This window comes from Tunturibacter gelidoferens, from assembly GCF_040358255.1.
In the GTDB taxonomy this organism is placed as follows: Bacteria; Acidobacteriota; Terriglobia; order Terriglobales; family Acidobacteriaceae; genus Edaphobacter; species Edaphobacter gelidiferens.
Window position 1 is genome coordinate 3,139,539 of the sequence record NZ_CP132938.1, and the last position, 16,720, is coordinate 3,156,258.

The following is a 16,720-nucleotide window of genomic DNA, read 5'->3' on the forward strand; positions in this document are numbered from 1 at the left end:
TCGCCGTTCTTGCCCTCGCAGCGTATCTCGAGGTCCAGGGTGATGCTTGTTTTCAATCTGGCCTTTACTATGCCTCAGGAATGAGACACGCCGGGTGGTTTCTTGCAGGCGCGGCAGTGTCAAAGTTGTGATGCGTTGTTTTCACTGGAACGGTTGGAGATTGTGGCATGAATAACGGGCAACCACAAGATGTTGTGGTGTTTTGTGCCCATTTTGCGCCCTTTTCGAAGGGCCATAGCTTGTAACTAACTGATTCATATGGTGGGCACAGGAATCGAACCTACGACTTCCCCCGTGTGAAGGTGTGCTAAAGTTGGACGGCTAAACATTCTAAAGGGGTTAATAGCCGGTAGGGCCGGTAAAAACCGGTATTCCGGGCTCTGTTTGGCATCAAATTGGCATCAACTTTCTAACCAGTGGGCGTGGGCTGACCGTGGGGGTTCAACCCATTTCTTGGCCTTATTAACTTGGAGACATCTAGCGCTTTCGACGTGACTTTGCACCGCTTATCAAATCGACCACGCTTGCCAACGCGCCCGTTGGCTCGTGATATGTGGCGTCACTCGACGTTTCAACACTTCCGTCCTTTTTCACAACCCTAGGCTTAACAATCCGAACTGGTTTATTACCAGGCGGAGTAAGCAGATACAAGTCGTACATGACAACGAGTGCCACGATTGCAGTCTCGAGTACAGGGACGTTTGCCGTCGCTTCATCAAATGCCCGTTCGATTGCAGGTGCATCATCTTGTCGCTCCTGCAACGCGGAGTCCAAAAATGAGAAGTGATTCGTCTTCAAGGGAGGCTAAATCCGATTCGAGCTTCATAATCGAAGAATCTAGTTACGCAGCAGTGATCCAACTTTCCAGCAAAGTCTCTCGCATGCCAGAGGGAGGGACATCTCCGAATTTTTCTGCGACAAAATATCGTGCTGCGTGAAGGACCGAATCAGTATTTGGATTTTTTTCGTTCAGAATTTGTGTCAGTGTCAATTTCATCTCCAATCTCCCTTTGCCTCAGAGTGAAGGAAATTCTGACCAGTCGATTGCGGCTCGTATGAAGCGAGGCGTTCTCTTCACTCAGGGCTTGGTAAGCTTACTCGAATGAATAACCAGCGCCGCAGCATGCTCAAATTCGCTCCGTTTGCTCTCGCCGGGCTCACCAACAAGCCCGTTTTTGGCCAGACCGACTCAGCCAATCCTGTGATGACTCCTTTGTTCTTCGACGTTCGGGTTTATGGAGCGACCGGATCGGGCAGAACTCTGGATTCCCCGGGCGTTAACGCAGCGATTAACGCCGCAGCGGCTGCTGGGGGCGGGACGGTCGTATTTCCAGCCGGGACCTATCTCTGTTTTTCCATACGCCTCCGCAGCCAGGTGCATCTATATATCTCGCAAGGCGCAACCATCCTCGCTGCCGCCTCCCCGTTACCAGGTCAGACGACAGGTGAGATGGGAGGGAAGTACGACGCCGCGGAGGCGAAGACCGCATACGACGCCTACCAGGATTACGGTCACAACCACTGGCACAATTCACTGATCTGGGGAGAGGATCTCCATAACGTCGGAATCAGTGGTCCTGGCCTCATCTATGGCAAAGGGCTTTCGTTCGGTGGATGGATCAAGGGGGAGCGCCGCGGCGACTACCCGATCTACGAAGCAGAACAACCCGGCGTTGGCAACAAAGCCATTGCATTAAAGAACTGTCGTAATGTCATTTTTCGCGACCTCAATATCCTGAAGGGCGGCCACTTCGGCCTATTGCTTACCGGCGTAGACAATCTAACCATCGACAACCTTACAATCGACACCGATCGCGACGGGATCGATCTAGATTGTTGCAAGAACGTACACGTCTCGAACTGCATCGTGAATTCGCCCTGGGATGACGGGATCTGTCCTAAGTCGAGCTATGCGCTTGGTTATGCGCGATCGACGGAAAACGTCACCATCACGGGCTGCACTGTTACTGGCTACTACCAGCTAGGCAGTGTACTCGACGGAAGCTACAAGATCTTCCCGCCGGGCGAGAATATCTACCGTACCGGCCGTATCAAATGCGGGACCGAATCGAATGGCGGCTTCAGGAACATCACGATCACAAACTGCGTCTTCGAGGGTTGCAACAGCCTTTCGCTCGAGAGTGAAGATGGAGCTTTGTGCGAAGACATTACCATCTCTAACATCAGCATGCGCAATCTGATCTACGGGCCTTTGTTCTTCCGTCTCGGTGCGCGACTTCGTGGACCAAAAGATTCAACGAGAGTGGGCGTACTGCGTCGCATCCTGGTGTCCAACATCGTGTCCTATAACTCAGAAGCAAGCATCGGCAACATCCTCTCAGGAATTCCGGACTATCCGATAGAAGACATCAAGATCGCAAACTTTTACATGCAGCACAAGGGAGGGATTAGCCCCGAACAGGCGAAGATCGTGCCACCTGAGGATGTGGACAAGTATCCGGATCCGGGTGTATTCGGTCCCATGCCAGCGCATGGATTCTTCCTGCGACACCTGCGCCATCTTGAGATGAGCCATGTTGAGATCGCTCCTATGGCAATGGATGGGCGGCCCGCGGTCGTTCTCGAAGATGTGGAGCGTGCTGACTTTTTCGCGATTACCGCCCCAACTTCACCGCCCGCGTTCGCGTTACGCCACGCTGGAGATATACGCATCAGCCTGAGCCGCGCCGCCAAGGATGCGATTCTGGGCAGGGTAGTCAATGAAACACTCTAGGTGCTGCAAATCTGTTACCTCTGTTCGGTTGCTATAGGGCAACTGCGCCTTCACAACACCATCTTTCTCGTTTTTGAGACTGCGCGTCGCGAATCGTCGTGATTTCATTTTATGTTCAACAAGCGCGATTTGCAGGAAGCTGAGCTCTAAGAAATTTCTCTCTCCTGCCGCACTCAAAGCTGCTTTAAGTTTGAAAGAGATATGCCATGGACTTCGTATTTATTTTGCAGGTTTCCGTCTTTGCGATGCAAACGCTCGCATTAACGGAATGTGTGGCAGAGGGTTGCTCAGCCGCTACTGAGGGGCGTGGTTCCACATCTTGTCTTTCTCTTCTTTTTCGTGAATTTTGAATTGGGCTTTCTCTGCAGGGCTCATGAAGTTTGGACCGACGGGCCAAACGGAGAGATCCCGCAGCGCGAGTCGCTTTGGGGTCCCGTGCATGGAGAGGAGGGCATCCTTCAGCTCGAGCAGAGCGCCGCGTGAGAGTGCAAGTTCATGTTCGTTGGGCTGGTACATGGTGCCGACCGGATAGTCGAGATACGGGGTGCTGGTCTGCTCGATGTGATTGCCGAGGATCTGCGCCACTGGTTTGCCCGCGGTGAATTCGATCAACCTCTCCACGCTGGCTTGGAAGGCAGAGAAGTCTGCTATGTAGAGTCGACCTGGGTAGACGGTGTCTCCGGCGAGGAGGATTGCAGTGTTCCGATCGTAAAGGGCGACGCTCACGGCGCTGTGGCCGGGGATCGGAATGAGATCAATGATGCGGTCGCCAAGGTCTACGTGTCCGATGTCCGTGGGCCAGTGTTCGATACCGTAAAAGCGCTTCGTCGCTTCGATCTCCGAGGGGATGAACGTCACCGGCATCGCGGGGTTGTTCATCGCCTGCAGTTCCTTGTCTCCCCAGATGTGGTCTTCGTGTTCGTGAGAGTGGACCACGATCAGCGGGATACTGGTGCGCCCGTTGCGTGCGAGCCAGTTCTTGACCGTTACTTGAAGCGTCGGCGCCAGGTTGCCGTTGCGCGAGCCGGTGTCCATGAGAAGGGCCTTATCCTTGCCGAACAGGAGATAGATAAAGGGCTTCTCAAAATCGGTACAAGGGGATTGCCGGAGGATGTAGAGATTGGGGTTGTACTCATGGACCTGCCACTCGGGAATTTCCATGCACTTCGGCTCCTGAGATAGCCAGTGAGAGGGTAGAGTACCTCGCTCAATGGTTCCGCCATTTGGCTGCGGAAGCTGCGCCAGCACGGACCCAGACGAGAGAGACAGCGCAACGGTCAGTGCCGTTGCAGCCAGAGCAACTCGAAACATGATGACCTCGATTTTGGAGCTTGATAGTGGAAGAGGCAGATAGATCGTCTCACGAAAAGGGAGTCATCGCGAGTTATGGCGCGCATCCCTTTCGGTTTGCGCGCCATTGTTCCTTCATCGCTTCTAGAAGGTGTACTTCCCAGAGAACTGCATCTGACGTGGCTGTAGCAAGAGGGAACTGGGTGGGGTGGCGTTGCCGGTAGAGATGCTGTTCTGGTAGACCCCGAAGTTGCTGCTGGTTCCGTCGGTTTGCACAGTTGCGAAACGGTTTGTGTTGATGACGTTGAAGACTTCAACGGAGAGCCTCAGCTGTTGCTCGCGCCATGTGTGGAAGGATTTCGACAGACCGTCGTCAATGGAGAGGTAGCCGTCGGAGCGGAAGTTGTTACGCTGTCCACTCTCTCCGACGTAGGCGAATCGCAGATTGGCATGCGCGTCGGCGGAGGTGATGCCCTTGAGAGCTGTCTCTTCCAGGTTGACGGCGTCGTAGTGATGTCCGCCAGTTGGGATTCTACCAGTCTGAACCATGTTGCTGTTGAAGGCGAAGTTGGTTCCCCAGTTGCCGGAGGCCACAGCGCTAAAGGGAAAGCCGGTGCTGTAGTGGACGACTCCATTTAGCTGAAATCCTCCGACGATCCGATCGAGGATGCCGCCGCCGTTGAGGAACGGGGTGCCTCTGCCGAAGGGAAACGGTGCGGTGTAGTTTGCGGTGATGTTGTGGCGTACATCGAAGTCGGATGGGCCGTACCACTGGTGTGGGGAGAAGGAGTTGATGATTGGGCTGCCGGTTGTTCCGTTTCGTTCGGGATCGGAGCCCTCGTCCATGGACTTGGAGTAGCTGTAGTTGACGTCATACTCCAGGCCGTAGCGGAGAGCCTGACGAACCGAGAGCTGGAGAGCGTTGTAGTTGCTGACCCCGGTGCTGGACTGGGCGTAGATCGAGGATGTCTGAGGGTAGAAGAAGCGGAAGCTCTGATTTGATGGTGAGGCAGTGGGGTCAGTATCCGCAGCGAAGAGGGCGTTGGTTTCGTTGCCGCGGTTCGCAGCGAAGTAGGCGTAGTAGGCTTGCGCGCCAACGTAGCCGTTGAAGCTGAAGTTCGGAAAGACGTTATGGAAGTAGCCGCTATCCGGAACCGTTCCTGCGTCTATGCCAGCGTCAACCATCTTGTCATATGCGGTAGCGGCCTGGAAGTAGTTTTGGCCGCTGCCGGGATCGTAGAGATTGGTGGGCATGGCAACGTCAATGTTCTGGATGAGGTGGCGTCCAAGCCTTCCGACGTAGGATGCCGTGAACGCCAGATTGTGCGCGAACTCGTGCTGGATCGTGAGGTTGAAGGCTTCTGCGTAAGGAGTCTTCTGCTTGTCGTTGATGCTGTAGTCGAACGTAAACGCACTGTCGGCAGGGGTAAACGGCAGCTGAAGAGGAGTCGTAGCGCCCGCGATGGTTGGGACGTCATGGTAGCCGGTGAAGCGCGGGTTGGAGTTGATGTTGGTATAGGTAGCGAGATTGACCTGCGAGAGAGAGAGGAGCGATTGCGGGTTGGACTGGTAGGAATCGATCAACGCCGAGCCGAAGTGGTCGTAGGCGAGGGAGAATCCGCCACGAACTGAGGTCTTGTTGTCTGGTGTGGTGTAAGCGAAGGCGATGCGGGGAGCGAAGTTGCGCTTCTGCGCGGTCCAAAAATCGGGCTGACCATTCTTCGATCCGGCGGCTCGGAAGGCAACGCGGTCGGTGTACGCGTTGCCTGCAGCGGCAGCGGAGGCGCGATCGGCGAGGAAGGTATCGAGCGGGATGGTGGGTGCGATCTGTTGTCCATTTTTCTCGTAAGGTACGCCGAGATAGACATAGCGCAGACCGAAGGTGAGAGTGAGCCGCGACGTCGCCTTCCACTGATCCTGAACGTAGTATTCCTGTTCGAGATTACGGAAGGTGTGGGTGGGGACGATGCCTGCGCCCTGAGGCACGAGCTGGTTGTTTTGTACGAGGAATTCGGTACCGGTCTGCGCGGTTTCAATGGCTCCGACGTTCGAGATGACTGCATTGTTGTAGAAGTTGGAGAAGGAAGCTGAGACTGTTCCGCAGTCGGGACAGTTGAAGGCGGCCGGGTCGAGGCTTCCACCCTGATTGGCGATGGCGGCCGTTGCCAGAAGGTTCGGGCTTACGTTCGCGTAGGAGAGCAGAGGTGCGTCGAAGTACTGGCCGTTTGAAACGTAGTAGATGTTGGCGCCAGCCTGGATTGTGTGCCGGCCCTTGGTGTAGGAAAAGTCGTCTACAAAGTTGTTGGTGGTGAGGGCGTAGATGGTACTGGTTGTGGTTGCCGTGATGGTGCTGAAGGCGCCGAATGCGACGTAGGGTTCGCTGCCGGTGCCGCGAGAGGCGCTGCCCAGGCGGGTCAGACCATAACGGAAGTTGTTGGTCATGCGGTCGTTGATGGTCCAGATATGACCGGCGGCGATGCCTTTGTTATTTGAGAAGGCGCTCGAGGCAGGGGGCAGACCGGGAAACTGGAGAGCTGTCACCTGGTTATCGCTCTGCAGATTACCGCGCACGAAGAGGGATTGCCTTGAGGTCAGGTTGTAGTCGAGGCGGGCGATGTTGGTGATCTGGTGGATTGGTGCCGGTGAGACGAAGTTGTAGCCTCCGGTGTTGTAGCCGTCGCCTGCGCCGTTCGAGTTTGAGAGCGGGAAGGTTTTGAAGTATGCGATCGCTGCGGCGTTGGTGGAGGGAGCGAAGCAGGTGGTCGTGGCGCAGGTCGGGTCAGAAGACCGTCCATCTAGCTGCGCGATTTCGGCAGAGGTGAGCGTTTTATAGGTCGTGCCGTTCTGGCAGGTCGCGGATGTTGGACAAGCCTGATAAGTGACATTGCCGGTGACGAGACCACCACCGTTCAAAGTAGAGGGCACGGTTTGACCGACAGTAACGTCGCTGGCTTGTTTGAAGCCCTCGTAGGCACCGAAGAAGAAGAGCTTGTCTTTCTTGATGGGGAGGCCGAGGGAAGCGCCGTAGGTGTGCTCGAGAACCTTGGCTGCGACGTTGGGTTCTCCGGAGTTCAACTGAGCTTGTTTGTTGAACCAGTTGTTGGAGGTGGTGCCAGGATCGCGATAGTACTCGTAGGCGCTGCCGTGGATCGAGTTGGTGCCGCTTCGGGTGATGAGCGAGACCTGCGCGCCGGAAGACCTGCCGGAGTCGGCGTTGGCATTGGTGGTGGTGACGCGGAACTCTTCGACTGAGTCGCGTGTGGAGCGGAGTGCGCCGTTGAAGGCATAGCCGAAGATCTGGTCGTTGTTATCGACGCCGTCGAGCGTGAGGTTGGATTGATCCTGACGCGCGCCGTTGACGATGCCGGTGCGGGGATCGGTGTTGAGACCGCCGGTCTGAGCGCCGCTATCGAGTGCGAGGACGCCGGGCTGCAGGGAGAGCAGGTAGGTGATGTTGTTGGCGAGATAGGGAAGATTCTGGACCTGAGCGCGATCGAAGGCTTTGCCGAGTGTTCCGTCGGTGGTGTTCAGGTCTGCGAGATTTGTCTCCACACTCACCACTTCGCTGGTTCCGACGGTGAGCTTGATGGGCAGATTCGCAGGGGTGGAGACCAGGAGCTCCACCTTTGTTACCTGCTCCGAGAAGCCCGGGAAGACCGCCTTCACTTGATACGTTCCGGGCGGGATCTGTTGAAAGCTATATTCGCCTCTTTCGTTGGTCTTGTGGGTCTGCGTGAATCCGTTTGAACTCTCCGCGAGAGTGATGTCGACTCCGCCGATTACGCTTCCTTGCGGATCGACTACTACGCCGTGGAGCGAGGTGGTTGCGGTCTGCGAATAACCGAATGTTACAAAGGCCAGGAGAAGAAACAGAATCGACGAATGGCGAATACAACGCATAGAGGGAGACTCCAGAATTAGATTCGACTGACGGATGATGGCGCGTTCAGTTCGGCGTAGAACGGCTCAGGGGCGATAACCTGTTGCGTGGACACTTAGAAGGCGGCGGCAGATACACGTTTGCCACTGAAGCTAGTCAGGGTTTGCAGGACTCAGAATGATGCAGCTTGTGAGGCGGTGTAGAGCGATTATGCACAGGGGTTTTATCGAAATCAATCGAATGAACGTTCAGCTATGCTCCCAATAAAAGATGCCGATACTGAAGAGTTTGGAATCAAGGCTCATTCAAAATGAGAGCAGTGGTACGCGAGTCTCAAGCCTCCCGGATCCAAGTCGCTGAAGAGGTTCGATTCCGAGACAGCACAAGCCATCTGCTCCTCGTCAGAGGAACGATTGCATTTCTAACTTTGTGTCATGTCGTAGTCCAGGCCTCTTCTCTAGACGTTTGAGGCTGGCACTCAGCGACCAGCCGTCTACCTCCCAGGCGATTGAGGAGCTACCAATAGGGTGGAACTGATCCCCTTGGAGAGGCGTCGGCGGTTCGTGGCGAGCCAAAACTTACTGTCCGTCGTCGTGGGCTTCGGGATCGGGCGAAGGGCGGACGCTCCCTATAGCAAAGGTAAAGAAGGTGTTGCCGGCACGCGTCAGCGGCATGTCACGACGGGATATGAGCCCTAGGTTCCGCGGGATGTTGACATCTTTTATGGCGACCGTTTGCAGCCGACCTTGATTTAGTTCGTCAATGACGTTGATGCGTGGTAGAAAGCTGATACCCAAACCCGCTAGAATCAAGCGTTTCAGCAACTCACTCGAATCGACTTCCATGGCGATGCGTCTAGCTGTCTTGTTCTGAACGAACAAATGGTCGATTAGCTCACGGCGTCGGCCCTCTTTGGGTACGAGAAATCCAAACTTCGCTGCGTCCGACAGTGTCGCGCATTTGACCAACGTAAGCGGATGTCCGGCAGGTACTACAAGTACCAGGTTATCCTCGTGAATAATCTCCACATGAAGCCGTGGATCTTTCACGGGCAATGAGACGATCCCAAACTCCACTTCGCGGTCCAATACCAGTTCAAGCGTCTTGGAGCGTTCGGCACGAACAATGTTGAGCGCAACACGCGGGTATTGCTTCTTGAACTTGGAGATGAGGAGCGGCAAAACGTAAAGCGCCGTGGAGTCATTCGCGCTAACCGTCAGCGTACCTCGCGGCAGCCGTTCGGTGTCTGCGAGCATGAGGCTCACATGTTTCAGCCGCGACAGACAATCCTCCGCAAACGGCTCGAAGACTCGGCCGGCAGCTGTGAGCGTCACCTTACCGCCGCCTCGCTCCATAAGACGATAGCCGAGATAGGTTTCGAGGGATCTGATTTGGGCAGAGACGGAGGGCTGCGTGACATGTAGTTTCTCCGCGGCCCGTGAAAAACTCTTCTGACGTGACACTTCAAGAAACGTCTTCAGTTGATCTATATCCATTTCGGCCTCGGATCTTCTTCAACAATCTGTTCGGTTTCTAGAGGCGACTTGCGGGCGCGGAGATCTTTGTGGCCCATCTGTCGGACTGATTTGTGATCGTGCTGCTTCCTTTAAGGTATAGAGAAAAACCATACCTACAACACAGGATTGGCAATAGACGATTTTTTTATGAGAGGCATAAGGAAAATATATAGTGAGTTGGCTGTATCCCTCTTGGGAGCTACACTCCCGTTATCGTCCATGCGAAATGTAGATCTTTTGGTTTCAGTGGTGCCTTTGGCTGCGTGAAGGATTCAATATCAACGCAAAGGTGTAGGAGGCTGCCCTCCGCTCCGACTCTTTACGACTTGACTAGACCTTCACGTATGCACAACTAAGGAGCGATCAGGTGCTAAATCCGTTAGTGAAGAAGATTTGCGCAGCTTATGCCTGCTCTTTTGTCTTCTTCCTTTTGATCGATGAGATACCAGCGTTCGGATATCAACCACAAGATGCGGGGCGGGCTACCGGGAATGATGGCAAACAGAAACACCCGTTCAAGGTCGGCGATACCGGGGGCAAGCCAGCAAAGCCTGATAAGACTGCGTACGACTACAACCTGCCGGGTCCAGATGGGAAGGATGTGCCACTCTCGAGCTTCAAGGGTAAATACATTTTGGTTGTGAATCTAGGTCGCAAATCGGAGTACCACGCTCAACTTCCAGCCTTGATCAAGGATGCGGAGACTTTCAAAGATAAGGGTCTTGTGATTCTTGGAGTTCCATCAAACGATTTCGGTGCGGCTGAGCCAGGTTCCGACGCGGAGATCCAGAAAGCCTATGCCGATGCCAAGGTTTCCTTCCCTGTGATGGCGGTTTCGAAGTTGAGCGGTGACGCAGAGATTCCTTTCTACCTCTACTTGACGAAGAGCAAAGGCGCTCCCGCCGGAGGCCCTGTCCATTGGAACTACACCAAGTTCTTTATCGACAAGGACGGCAGGATCATCGCGCGACTTGACCCGGACGTTACGCCGGACTCCCCCCAGATGATCTCAACGATTGGGCAGGTCCTCGAAGGAAGGTACAAGCCGAAGAAGGAAGGCGGAAAAGAGGTTGCGGCTGGGGACGATGATGATAGTGAGTAGTCCACAGCGGATCTTTCCCGCTGTTTAGAGCTATGACTATTTCAAGCTTTGCAGATACCGACGCCATCCGCCAAACTCCGTGATGTCAAGAGCTCCTTCGACGCCCGTTGGCTCGACGAGAAAGCCCTTTACCAGAGCGCCGTCTTCTAATTGAAGCGTACCGATTGCGAGTGGCTGCGGAACTCCTTCGACGAAGGTGCCGGCTGTGTCTGCAGGGAGAGCCCATACCTCGATCTCTATGCCCGGCCCCTGGAAGCCGGGGATACGGACGAGACCAGGCTTGGGAGGGGTTGTATTCTTCAGGGCGTAAAACTTGTACTGCGTGCCTGTTCTGCATGTTCTGACTAGTCTGCCGCCCCGCTGTGTTAACTGCCAGTTCAGGGGTTGTCCGGAGAGATGTGCCCCAACGACTGCCATGAGCAGACAACCATGCGGCGGCTGCGATGCGGCAAGTGCGGGAGCGTCCGCGAGACTGCGACCGGATCCTCCCAGCGTCTTCGCCAGCTTGCGGTGCAGTTTGTCGGCGATCGGAAGCAAGGCGGTTTCAGTGAACGCTTGTCCGATCAGGCTTACTCCGAAGGGCAGCCCATCCGGTCGCATACCCGCGGGGAGTGCGACTGCTGCCAGGTCCAACAGATTTACAAAGTTTGTGTACTGGCCAAGGATGCTATTTCGCTCGATGGGCTTTTCTGCGACCTCCTCGATCGTGAAGGTCTTTGGCGCGGTCGGGAGGAGCATCAAGTCCATGGTGCTCCAGAGGGGCTTGATTGCGAGCTTGAGCGTCTCCAATGCGTATACGGCTTCGAAGGTATCGACCGCGGAGTAGTTTGCTGCTCCCGAGATGATCTTTGCGACGGTTGGGTCCATCTCGTCTCTATGTGCGCCTATAAATGTCGAGATGGCTGCGTACCGTTCTGCGACCCAAGGACCTTTGTAGAGTAATTGCGCCACCTGAAGAAACGGCGTGAGGTCAAACTCGACCGGGTTGCCTCCTAGGGCTTCGAGTGCCTCAGCCGCGGCTTTGTAGAGTTGCGGATTGTACTGGTCGCCATAGAACTCGAGTGTCGCGGCGGCGGGGACGCCGAAGCGGAAGCTAGACGTCGCCGCCCACGGGGAAGCTCCATCCCCAGTGTCAGGTGCTCGGGAGTATGGATCTTGATCGTCGTAGGCACCGGCCACGGTTAGCACCAACGCTGCATCGAGTGCGGTTTCCGCAAACACCGAGACGCAATCGAGGGTGCGACACGCAGGCACCACACCATGCGTACTGACCACGCCCCGCGTCGGCTTCAGCCCGATGATGTTGTTGAACATGGCCGGCACGCGACCTGACCCTGCGGTATCGGTTCCTAGCGAGAAAGAGACAAGTCCACTAGCCACTGCGACGGCCGAGCCAGCACTCGAGCCACCCGAGATGTAGCGTTTGTCGAAGACGCTTGAGCAGATGCCGTAAGGGGTTCTCGTGCCAACCAGACCGGTGGCGAACTGATCCATGTTCGTCTTGCCGATCAGGATCGCGCCTGCTTGTTGGAGCAAGGAGACGACCGTTGCAGATTCTGCCGCGAGGTACGAATACGCTGGACAGGCAGCCGTCGTTGCCATGCCTGCTACGTCGATGTTGTCTTTGACTGCAAAGGGAATTCCGTAGAGCGGCAGCTTGCTTCTGTCTTCCGCAGGCAATGCCTTCGCATGTGCCAAGGCCTTCTCTCGAGGAACGATCGAGATCCAAACGGGCTGCAGACCCTCGGCCTCGATTCGGCTGTAGATCGCCTCGACTACTTTTTCGGGACTTTCGTCTCTCATTGCGTACGCTGCATGAAGAGCTGCAATGTTCATTGTTCTCCTGCGGTGTCTTATAAAGCTATGGGCTGCGTGGGACGCACCGAGAGCAGAAGCTGGCCCGCCTGAACCAATGCTCCCTGTGCGCAATATATCTCTTCGATTGTGCCGTCTATATGGGAGGACACGGCGATCTCGGTCTTCATGGCATCGAGTACGATAAGCTTTTTTCCGTCCGTCACCGTCTGGCCTTTGTCGACCACGATTTGAAAGACGCTGGCGGTCACTGGCGATGCGATGCCCTCGCAGCCGTCGGCTACCACTACGGTCGTTTCTTCTTCGGGCTCAGTCTCTGGTTCGGCGACGGTCATCAGTCCGGACTGCTGCCAGCGTTCGCGCTCAGCGTTGAAGGATTCCTTCTGATGCTTCTTGAAGGCTGCAGCCTCTACGCTGATGGAGTCCAAAAACTTTTGATACTCCTTGAGGTTGAAGGTGGTCTCCTCGACGCGTAGTTCGTATTGTCCGTGGGGAAACTTCTCCCGTGCTTCGAGAAGCTCCTCGGCGCTGACCGGATAGAAGCGTATCTGATCGAAGAAGCGAAGAGACCATGGAGTTCCAGGCGCAAACGCAGGTGTCGATTTCCACGTATTCCACACCTGAATTGTCCTGCCGACTAGCTGATAGCCACCTGGACCTTCCATGCCATAGACACACATGTAGGCGCCGCCGATGCCGACTGCGTTTTCTGGCGTCCAGGTGCGGGCGGGATTGTATTTGGTCGTGACCAGTCGGTGGCGCGGATCGACCGGTGTCGCCACTGGGGCACCCAGGTAGACGTCGCCGAGACCCAAGACCAGATAGCTCGCCGCATGCACGATGCGATAGACCTCATCGATTGATTCGAGACCGTTGATGCGGCGGATGAACTCTATGTTCGAGGGGCACCAGGGCGCGTCAGGCCGAACCGCCTGCATGTACTTCTGCTGTGCAAGCTTTGCCTGCGGGTCGTCCCAAGACAGAGGGAGATGAACAATCCGAGACGGCACCGTGATGTCGCTTAGCTCTGGCATGGTGCGGTCGATTTTATCGAGCAGTTCGATGAGCTTCGCGCGTGCTACTTTGCGGCTGTCGTAGTGGATGTGCAGTGAGCGAACGCCGGGTGTGATGTCGATGATGCCAGCGAGGTTAGCTGCGCGTAGATTCTGTTCCAGGATGTGGACGCGAAACCTGAGATAAAGGTCGAGCTCGAGTTTCCCGTACTCCACCAGAAGGTACTTGTCACCGTCCGTACGAAAGACCATCTTCTGTGGGCGGTCGACAAACGCTGCGATCACCGCGGGTTCAGGTAAAGAAGCGCTGGGAAGGGAAGGGGGCGCGGTGGAAAAGTTCTCGAGGAAGGCATCCTGGGCGCGTTCCATCGCTTCAGCCTCGGCGAGCGTGATACGCCTGAAGCGGATCAGGTCGCCTGCCTTGAGTTGGCCTAACTTCCAAAGCTCAGCCTGAACGATGGTTGCAGGACATACGAATCCACCGAGGCTTGGACCATCGGGGCCAAGCAGGATTGGCATATCTCCAGTGAAGTCGATTGTGCCGATCGCGTAGGCATTGTCGTGGATGTTCGAGGGATGAAGGCCAGCTTCGCCGCCATCGGGTCGAGCCCACTTTGGTTTTGGGCCTACGAGGCGTACACCGGTGCGATCGCTTTGGTAGTGGACCTTCCAGTGGGTGGTAAAGAGCGTTTCGATGTCTTCTTCGGTGAAGAAGTCGGGGGCCGCGTGCGGGCCAAAGAGTACGCCGATCTCCCAGGTTCGGGTCAGCGTCGGGATGAACAACGCCGGAAGGTGTGCGGGAGTCTGGAGTTTTACGGTGGAGTCTTTGGCGGCTGTAACCAAGTGCACTACGTCGCCTGATCGTAAGGCACGTCCTGCATGTCCGCCGAACCCACCCAGCAGAAAGGTGCTTCTGCTTCCCAAATAAGGTTGCGTGTCGATACCGCCTTGCAGTGCGAGGTACGAACGGATTCCTTCCTTCGATGATGCCCCCAGAGAGAGGACGCTGCCTGCTTTTACTTCAATGGCCGTCCAGCGGTTTATCGGGCTGCCGTTCAGCTTTGCGCCCATGTCGGCGCCCGTGAGGGAGATCAGTGCGTCGGAGTGGAAGCGGATACGTCCGCCCATCGTCGCGAATTCGATTGCTGCAGCGCCTTCGTTGTTACCGACCAGGCGGTTTGCGATGCGAAACGATTGGTGGTCCATTGGTCCCGAAGGTGGGACGCCGATGTTCCAGTAGCCTGTCCGTCCGGGGTAGTCCTGGATCGTTGTCTGGGTCCCGCCGTCGAGGATCTCAATTGAATTTCGCGTAACCGCAAAGTTGCTTAAAAATGATGTTGTAACTTTTCCAGATACAAATTCTGGAGATGCCGCGATCTCGCGCAGATACCGCAAGTTCGTCTCGGTGCCGTCGATAGAGCTTGCGTCAAGCGCGGCGCCGAGCTTCGCGAGTGCCTCAGTGCGATCTTTGCCGGTGACGATGATCTTTGCGATCATCGGATCGTAGTAGGGCGTGATGGTCGAGCCTGATTCGATCCACGTTTCTACTCGAGCCAGCTCAGTGCCGGGGAAGTTTACGAGGGTTAGCTTGCCTGGCGAGGGCTGAAAATTTTGCGCGGGATCTTCTGCGTACACGCGGGCTTCGATGGAAGCGCCGACCGGTCTGATAGTGAACGAGTCCAGAGGGGCGAGGTCCCCGGATGCCTGTAGCACCATCCACTCTACGAGGTCGATGCCAGTCACCTGCTCAGTTACTCCATGTTCGACTTGCAGCCGCGTGTTCACTTCAAGGAAATAGAATTCGCCGGTATCGTCGTCGTAGATGAATTCGACTGTGCCCGCTGACGCATAGTTCACTGCCTTGCCCAGCAGAATTGCCGAGGCGCACAGTTTTTCGCGGGTGGCGTCGGTCAGTCCCGGCGCGGGTGTTTCTTCCAGGACCTTTTGGTGGCGGCGCTGGGCCGAGCAGTCGCGTTCCCCCAGAGCGATCACCTGGCCTTTGCCATCGCCGAAGATCTGTACCTCGATGTGGCGGGCTTTAGCGACGTACCTCTCAAGGTAGACTCCGCTATCACCGAAGTTTGCGCGGCTAAGACGTAGGACGGAGTTGTATGTTTCGCTTAGCTGTTGGGCCGAGAGGCAGAACCGCATTCCGATACCGCCTCCTCCGCCCGAACTTTTCAACATGACGGGATACGTGAGCCTTTCCGCCTGGGCTAATGCGTCGTCCAGGCCGAAGAGCAGACCAGTGCCTGGCAGGAGAGGAACTCCGCAGTGCTTCGCTGTTTCCCGAGCGGTGTGCTTCAGTGCAAATGCTTCAATATGTTCCGGTTCGGGCCCGATGAATGAAATTCCCTGGGCTGTGCACGCTCGCGCAAACTGCACATTCTCGCTGAGAAATCCATAGCCGGGATGAATCGCGTCCGCTCCAGTCTGCTTTGCCGCGTCGAGGATTTTCTCGAAGGACAGGTAGCTCTGTGCCGCTGGTGCAGGTCCGATCGCAATGGCCTCGTCGGCTTCAAACACATGCAGGGAGTTGGAGTCTGCGGCGGAATAAACCGCAACCGACATGATTTCCATTCTTCGCAAAGTGCGCTCGATGCGGCAGGCGATCGCACCGCGGTTCGCAATCAAAACCTTCTTAAACATCCCACTCCTCTAGTTTTACTTTTGATCCATAGATTCATTGGTCGCGGCGTCCCATATCAACAACCTTACCGGCGTGGGGTTATACGCATTACACGGATTGTTCAACTGGGGACAGTTCGAGATGACGATAAGAGTATCCGTCTCTGCCTGCAGTTCTACATACTTGCCGGCGTTGGAAACCCCATCTTCGAAGGTTAACTTGCCTGAAGTAGTTACGGGTACGTTCATGAAGAAGTTGATATTTGCGGTGAGATCCCGCTTCCCAAAATCGCGCCCGGTCTTATCCGACCATTGGATCGCGCCTTTCAGGAAGCTTTGGCGGCATGCATGCATGGAGCGCTTTTCGATCGCATACCGGACCATGTTGCTCTCTGCAGAGCAGGCTCCGCCCAGCGTATCGTGCCGACCGCAGGTATCGGCCACAATCGTCAGGAGCACATTACGAGCGGTTGAGATCAATTTCGTTCCGGTCGTCAGATAGATGTTGCCTTGCGCGCGGATTGTGTCCTGCGCGCTATAGCGGTCAGCATAGTCATGCGCGTTGTAGAACAGCGTATCCACTGCCTGGTTGCCTTCGATGTCAACGATACGAACGAATTGGCCACGCTTGATCTCGTGGACAAATGAGGCCCCAGCCTCGATATCCACCATAAAGATGGCCTCTGTCGGAGTTCGTGGGCTTCTCGTTATCACTGCTTCTGTCATCCTCAATTACTCCTG

At 55.7% G+C, this 16,720-nt stretch carries 9 protein-coding genes; 2 read left to right on the top strand and 7 right to left on the bottom strand.

Annotated elements, in window-relative coordinates:
• Positions 1-841 precede the first annotated feature (841 nt).
• Positions 842-997 carry a hypothetical protein gene (locus RBB81_RS13960; RefSeq protein ID WP_353071058.1) on the bottom strand — a complete coding sequence of 52 codons (156 nt, stop codon included), beginning with the start codon at positions 995-997 and terminating at the stop codon, positions 842-844.
• Between the two features lie 105 nt (positions 998-1,102).
• Here RBB81_RS13960 and RBB81_RS13965 point away from each other — a divergent pair, with 105 nt between their 5' ends.
• Entirely contained in the window at positions 1,103-2,734 is a 1,632-nt protein-coding gene (locus RBB81_RS13965) for a rhamnogalacturonidase (protein WP_353071059.1), read from the top strand.
• Positions 2,735-3,028: 294 nt separating this feature from the next.
• Here RBB81_RS13965 and RBB81_RS13970 read toward each other — a convergent pair whose 3' ends face one another.
• The 3 genes from RBB81_RS13970 to RBB81_RS13980 form a co-directional block, all read right to left on the bottom strand.
• Positions 3,029-4,045 (bottom strand): MBL fold metallo-hydrolase, encoded by a 1,017-nt coding sequence (locus RBB81_RS13970; protein WP_353071060.1) that lies wholly within the window; start codon positions 4,043-4,045, stop codon positions 3,029-3,031.
• Positions 4,046-4,168: 123 nt separating this feature from the next.
• Positions 4,169-7,924, bottom strand: coding sequence for a carboxypeptidase-like regulatory domain-containing protein (locus RBB81_RS13975; RefSeq protein ID WP_353071061.1), 3,756 nt, complete (start codon positions 7,922-7,924; stop codon positions 4,169-4,171).
• 558 nt (positions 7,925-8,482) lie between these two features.
• Positions 8,483-9,400 carry a LysR family transcriptional regulator gene (locus RBB81_RS13980; protein WP_179582638.1) on the bottom strand — a complete coding sequence of 306 codons (918 nt, stop codon included), beginning with the start codon at positions 9,398-9,400 and terminating at the stop codon, positions 8,483-8,485.
• 388 nt (positions 9,401-9,788) lie between these two features.
• Here RBB81_RS13980 and RBB81_RS13985 point away from each other — a divergent pair, with 388 nt between their 5' ends.
• Positions 9,789-10,523 (top strand): glutathione peroxidase, encoded by a 735-nt coding sequence (locus RBB81_RS13985; protein WP_353071062.1) that lies wholly within the window; start codon positions 9,789-9,791, stop codon positions 10,521-10,523.
• A gap of 36 nt (positions 10,524-10,559) precedes the next feature.
• On the opposite strand, the gene atzF is transcribed toward RBB81_RS13985, so the two are convergent.
• The 3 genes from atzF to RBB81_RS14000 are packed head-to-tail and all read right to left on the bottom strand — an operon-like array spanning position 10,560 to position 16,705.
• Entirely contained in the window at positions 10,560-12,359 is a 1,800-nt protein-coding gene (atzF, locus tag RBB81_RS13990; protein WP_353071063.1) for an allophanate hydrolase, read from the bottom strand.
• Positions 12,360-12,376: 17 nt separating this feature from the next.
• A complete protein-coding gene (gene uca, locus RBB81_RS13995) occupies positions 12,377-16,000 on the bottom strand; it encodes an urea carboxylase (RefSeq protein WP_353071064.1) in 3,624 nt (1,207 codons plus the stop codon).
• Between the two features lie 15 nt (positions 16,001-16,015).
• Entirely contained in the window at positions 16,016-16,705 is a 690-nt protein-coding gene (locus tag RBB81_RS14000; protein WP_179582646.1) for an urea amidolyase associated protein UAAP2, read from the bottom strand.
• Positions 16,706-16,720 lie beyond the last annotated feature (15 nt).